The organism is Synechococcus sp. MU1655 (assembly GCF_023630655.1).
In the GTDB taxonomy this organism is placed as follows: Bacteria; Cyanobacteriota; Cyanobacteriia; order PCC-6307; family Cyanobiaceae; genus Synechococcus_C.
The window spans coordinates 1-5,557 of record NZ_JAKUHK010000132.1; the positions used below are offsets into that span (position 1 = coordinate 1).

Sequence of the window (5,557 nt, forward strand, 5' to 3'; positions counted from 1 at the left end):
TGGCGACGCTCACCACCAACCTCAGGTTGGCCGCCACCATCCGCTCCTTGGCGCGGCGGCCCGCCTGCAGCTTTCGCTTCAGTTGCGCCGCACTCACGCCTGCAGCTTTGGCGAACTCCTCTCTGGCCACCTCCTCTCCACCACGCTGATCCTTGAGTTCCGCTTCTAACGCCTCTAAATCCATCAACTCCTGCACCTGACGGCCCAGGGTGATCTCCTGCTGATGACTCAACAACGGCACTCGGCCGATGTCTCGTAAATACGAACGGACTAAATCGACTTCAGCGCCCGAGGCGCGACCGGTGGAGGCAGATGCGGGGCGGGAAGCAACAGCAGCAGCAGGAGCCATGACGCTTCATTGAGTTCTGTAAAGAGTAACCCTAAGAAACGTAAACAAGCTCTCAGAAAGCGAGCGCAGCGAGTAAATGAGTAGAAATACTCGTGGCTTCGAGCAGCTGGGGCGCATTCAGCAGCAGCCACTCTGCTGTCTTGAGATAAATCAAGGTGCCCATCACGTCCGTACAGGTCGTAATGAACGGGGTCGACATCAAGGCTGGATCCAATCCCATCCTGTCGAATAGCAGTGGAAAAGCAGCACCGGCCGTGGCAGCCAGAGTTGTAATCGCCAACAAACTGATGCCAACGGAGATCCCGATCAATGGACTTTCGCCTCGCCACCACGCGAAAGGAACCACCAACAGCATCATCAGAAGTCCCAACAAAGCTCCGGAAGCCGTTTCACGCACGACTGCTTTGAAAGGACCAAGCGACGAGATGCTCTTCGTGCTTAAACCACGGATCACAACCGTTGAACTCTGAGCCCCCACATTTCCACCGGTGCCAGCCAACAGAGGAATAAACGCCGCAAGTAGTACGACCTCTTTCAGCACCTTCTCATTCAGGGCAATCACTTGCGACGTGAAGAAACTGGCGACCACCAACACTGACAACCACACAACGCGGCGTCGAGCCACGGTGAATAAATTGCTCTGGAAATAGTCGTCCTCATCTCCGGCCTCCACAGCGCCAGCCGCGTACAAATCACGCGTGGCTTCCTGCTCGATGACATCAATCACGTCATCCACCGTGACGATCCCGACAAGACGACGCTCCCTGTCAACAACAGGCACCGCAAGAAAGTCGTAACGCTGAATGGCACGGGCAACCTCCTCCTGATCGGTATCGGTGCCAACGCTCACCACCTCCCGTGTCATCACATCACCAATGCAATCGGCAGGGTCGGCAGTGACCAAATCACGTAGAGACAAGATGCCGGTGAGATGTCTCTGCCCATCGGTGACATAAAGGCTATAAATCGTTTCGGTTTCTCTCGCACGCCGGCGAACAATGGTGAGAGCCTGTGCAGCACTATGAAATTCCTTGAGATCGATATATTCCGTTGTCATCAAACGGCCAGCCGTTTCGGGGGCATACCCAAGCAATTGAGCTGTCACACGCCGCTCGGCGGGACTGAGCTCCACCAAGAGACGGCGTACCACTTTGGCCGGGAGTTCATCGAGCAGGCGCACCCGATCATCGGGTGACATCTCTTCCACGAGCTCCAGCACTTCGCTGGAGCGCAGCCGTTCCAACAAACTTTGCTGAATGGCTGGCTCAAGGTATTCGTAGACCTCAATCGCTTCGTCCTTGCCGAGCAAACGAAAAGCAAGGGCCTGCAGCGTTCGAGGAAGGCAACCAATCGCTTCCGCCACATCAACTGGCTGAAAGGGAGCCAAAAGCAGCTTGACTTCGTCGTAATTGCCAACCGACAACATCGACTCCAATTGCTGAGCAACAACCTCAGCCACCAGATCATTCGTCACGATCACACCACTGCGGCCGTGGGCTTCTTCCATGCTCTCCGCCCAGCCCCTGCCAGTGTAAGTGCGGCTGTATCCGGTTATCGTCGGCGCCGATTGCACCCTCAACAGTTATGGCACCCAACATCAGCAACGTGTCCGTGAACACCCCCGACGGCGCCAACAAATCACTTGGCTCTTACTCCGGCAAGGTGCTGTTAATCGTGAACGTGGCGAGCCGCTGCGGATTCACCCGCCAATACAGCGGCCTGCAGGCGTTACAAGACAGCTACGGCGCTCAGGGGCTTGTGGTACTGGGCTTCCCCTGCAACGATTTTGGTGCTCAAGAGCCCGGATCTTTGGAGGAGATCAAAAGCTTCTGCTCCACCACTTACAACGCCAGCTTTGAGCTGTTCGACAAAGTGCATGCCACGGGAAGCACCACTGAGCCCTACACCACCCTGAACAAAACAGAGCCTTCAGGCGATGTGGCTTGGAACTTTGAGAAGTTCCTCGTAGGCAAAGACGGCACGGTCATCGCAAGGTTTAAAAGCGGAGTTGAGCCCGATTCAGATGAGCTGAAGACTGCGATTGAATCCGCCCTTAACGCCTAACCAAGCACCGGCCTACGAAGACACCCAGGGCTGCGGCACCAAGCCCCAGCCCCAGGGTGAGACCAATCAACCCCAGGGCAGAAAGCCAGTCGCCTTGCGCGATGAAGGTCACGCAGTGCACCATCCAGCTACTGAACGTGGTGAGCGAACCGCAGAAACCAATCCCGACCAACAACTGACGCTTTGGTCGGAGAGGAAGCCCGACCAACCAACCCAAAATGAACGCTCCGAGCACGTTCACAATCAGGTCTTTGTCGTGGAAGTGGGAGGCAATTTGCCAGCGCATCACAGCACCAGGAACTGCACCAAGCGCCACAAGAGCCATTTCGTTCAGGTCTTGGCGAAGGGTGAGCTGGTTTGTCGTGGGGGAGGAAGGAGGCTGTGACATCAGGCGATCCCCTCGGTCAATCCAAGTCCATAGCCAAGACCAGCCGCAACCAAGCCACCCAGGATCGAGCCCACGCCGAGGAGCAACGATTCACGCCAATTTCTCTGCTTCAGAGTGTTGAGCAACTCAACGGCAAAGGTGGAAAACGTACTAAGGCTGCCGAAAAAGCCCACTGCCACCAACAACGTCAGCGCCGAAACACCTTTAGAGGTTGAACAGGCGTCATTCACCTGCAGGCCTACCACCAGACCCAGGGCAAAAGCTGCGACGAGATTGACGGCAAACGTTCCCCAGTGCTTAAGAGGAACCATCGGCTCAAAGTGGTTGACAATTCGCAGCCGAAGCCACGCGCCAGGAATGGCACCAATCCCAACCAGCACCACCTGAGTAGCGGTGAAGGAGTCAGCCACGTAGCCAACCGCGAACTGGCTGCAAGCCAGCTGGCAGGCCCTGGCCTGAAGACATCTGAACTTGAATCCAATCTCGGCCGTCGTCTCCACGCCAATGACGCAACATCTGCAGCGGAGTGCCTAACTCCAACCGGCGCAGGGCAGGGGCCTCAACCAGCGGACTCGATCTCAGCACACAGCACTCACCGCTGAGTCGGGGACTTTTGCCTTCCTGACGGCGCAAAAGAGGAAGCCTCCTCTGGGCTCCACCAGCAGGTAAGCCCGCGGGTGCCATTAGAGCGACTCCCAGCAACCAGCCCCAACGCAACACCGCTCCAGTCGACATACGCATCAGATATCGAGTGACGCCATATCCAAATCGGCGCTATGCGTTTCAATAAATTCTCGCCGTGGAGCAACTTTGTCGCCCATCAAAATTGTGAAAATCCGGTCGGCTTCCAAAGCATCTTGAACCTCCACCCGCTTCATCATGCGCGTGGACGGATCCATCGTGGTTTCCCACAACTGCTTCGGCATCATTTCACCTAGACCCTTAAATCTCTGAATATTGTAGTTGGCTTTCTCACCAAATCCCGCCAACGTTTTTTGCAATTGCTGCTCGTTGTAGCAATAGGTGTGATTCTTTCCGCGCTCAACTTTGTAGAGAGGCGGGCAAGCGATATAGATATAACCCCCTTCAACCAATTCTTTTTGATACCGATAGAAGAAAGTGAGAATCAGAGTTCGGATATGCGCTCCATCCACATCCGCATCAGTCATGATGACAACACGATGATAACGGAGATTTTTAACATCAAAATCTTCGCCTTTAATACCCAAACCAAGAGCCGTAATCAGAGCCTGAATCTCAGTGTTTTTGTAGATCTTGGCGTCGTCGGTTTTCTCGATGTTGAGAATCTTTCCGCGCAAAGGCAGAATCGCCTGAAAACGACGATCGCGTCCCTGCTTAGCGGAACCGCCAGCAGAATCACCCTCCACAATATAAATCTCTGATTCGGAAGGATCTCTGGAGCTGCAATCGGCCAATTTGCCCGGCAGCGTTGAACTTTCCAGCACGCTCTTACGACGCACCAACTCCCTCGCTCGGCGAGCCGCCTCAGCAGCGTTGAAGGCCTGAATCGCCTTCTCGAGAATCATGTCGATCACCCCTGGATTGAATTCCAGGTATTGGCTGAGTGACTCACCAACCAAACTGTCAACAATACCGCGCACCTCAGTATTGCCAAGTTTGGTTTTGGTCTGACCCTCAAATTCAGGCTCAGGCACTTTCACCGAAAGCACAGCGGTAAGGCCTTCGCGAATGTTTTCACCCGCCAAGTTGGAATCTGATTCTTTGCGCTTGCCTCGTTTTTTCGCAAACGAATTAAGAGTACGGGTGAGAACGGTTTTTAAGCCTTCAATATGGGTGCCACCATCAACCGTGCGGATGTTATTCGCAAAGCCAAGAATACTGTCGGAGTAAGCATCAACACACCACTGAAGTGCAGCCTCCACGGACACTCCATCTTTTTCGGAATTGACATAAATAATTTCCGGATGCAGAGGATCTTTCTCCGCATTCATATAGGCCACATATTCTTTAATGCCACCCTCATAGAAATAGAGCTCTTCATGGGGCTGGCCCTCCTGACCCCTTGCAGCCTCTCTCTCATCGCGAAACACGATGCGCACACCACCATTGAGGTAGGCCAGCTCACGCAATCGTGCGGAAAGGGTCGAATAATCAAACTCAATACCGCCCGTAAAAATCTCGTGATCGGGCTTAAAGCAAACGCTGGTACCAGTGATCCCGCTCTCCTCAGCTGGCTGAGGCTCTGAGGCAAGGCTTCCGATGGCAGCACCACGCTCAAAGCGTTGACGATGCACCTGCCCTTGACGGCGCACGGTGACTTCAACCCACTCGCTCAGGGCATTCACGACGGAAACGCCGACACCGTGCAAGCCACCCGAGACCTTGTAGCCACCGGCTCCAAACTTGCCACCGGCATGCAACACCGTGAGCACGGTTTCCAGGGCGCTCTTCCCAGTGCGGGGGTGAACATCCGTTGGGATTCCTCGGCCGTTATCACTCACAAACGCCGAGCCGTCTTCTCCAAGAACGACCGTGATCTCGTTGCAATGCCCAGCGAGGGCCTCATCCACGGCATTGTCCACCACCTCATACACGAGGTGGTGGAGCCCACGGGGACCGGTGGTGCCGATGTACATCCCCGGGCGTTTTCGCACCGGCATCGGGGCCAAATTCAGGGCTGATTTGATTCATCGAAGAAACGATGGGGTGCATCCCCTTTAAAAATGACGCGTCAGAGGCTTCTGCGAGCGCCTCTGGGAGACCGGTGGTAAGTT

General features: G+C 55.0%; 6 protein-coding genes and 1 pseudogene. 1 reads left to right on the forward strand and 6 read right to left on the reverse strand.

Going from position 1 to position 5,557, the window contains the following annotated elements:
• The coding region (locus NCN04_RS07195; RefSeq protein WP_284498655.1) for a sigma-70 factor domain-containing protein at positions 1–349 on the reverse strand (349 nt) is incomplete at its 3' end.
• A gap of 52 nt (positions 350–401) precedes the next feature.
• Complete coding sequence (gene mgtE, locus NCN04_RS07200; protein WP_048347674.1) at positions 402–1,856, reverse strand: magnesium transporter; 1,455 nt, start codon at positions 1,854–1,856, stop codon at positions 402–404.
• A gap of 77 nt (positions 1,857–1,933) precedes the next feature.
• On the opposite strand from mgtE, the gene NCN04_RS07205 reads away from it, so the two are divergent.
• Positions 1,934–2,413: a glutathione peroxidase gene (locus NCN04_RS07205; RefSeq protein WP_250395640.1), complete on the forward strand. Its 480-nt coding sequence runs from the start codon at positions 1,934–1,936 to the stop codon at positions 2,411–2,413.
• Here the strand turns inward: NCN04_RS07205 and NCN04_RS07210 are convergent.
• The 4 genes and pseudogenes from NCN04_RS07210 to gyrB form a co-directional block, all read right to left on the reverse strand.
• A complete protein-coding gene (locus NCN04_RS07210; protein ID WP_250395641.1) occupies positions 2,403–2,801 on the reverse strand; it encodes a fluoride efflux transporter FluC in 399 nt (132 codons plus the stop codon). The two genes, NCN04_RS07205 and NCN04_RS07210, sit on opposite strands and share 11 nt — an antisense overlap.
• On the reverse strand, positions 2,801–3,211 hold the full coding sequence (locus tag NCN04_RS07215; RefSeq protein ID WP_048347671.1) for a fluoride efflux transporter FluC: 411 nt from the start codon (positions 3,209–3,211) through the stop codon (positions 2,801–2,803). The genes NCN04_RS07210 and NCN04_RS07215 overlap by 1 nt, the downstream gene beginning before the upstream one ends.
• The gene (locus NCN04_RS07220; protein ID WP_048347670.1) at positions 3,204–3,542 is read right to left on the reverse strand and encodes a hypothetical protein; all 339 of its coding nucleotides are present in this window, start codon (positions 3,540–3,542) and stop codon (positions 3,204–3,206) included. The genes NCN04_RS07215 and NCN04_RS07220 overlap by 8 nt, the downstream gene beginning before the upstream one ends.
• Positions 3,542–5,440, reverse strand: a pseudogene (gyrB, locus tag NCN04_RS07225) (DNA topoisomerase (ATP-hydrolyzing) subunit B); the annotation flags it as partial. The pseudogene gyrB and the gene NCN04_RS07220, both read right to left, overlap by 1 nt.
• Positions 5,441–5,557 lie beyond the last annotated feature (117 nt).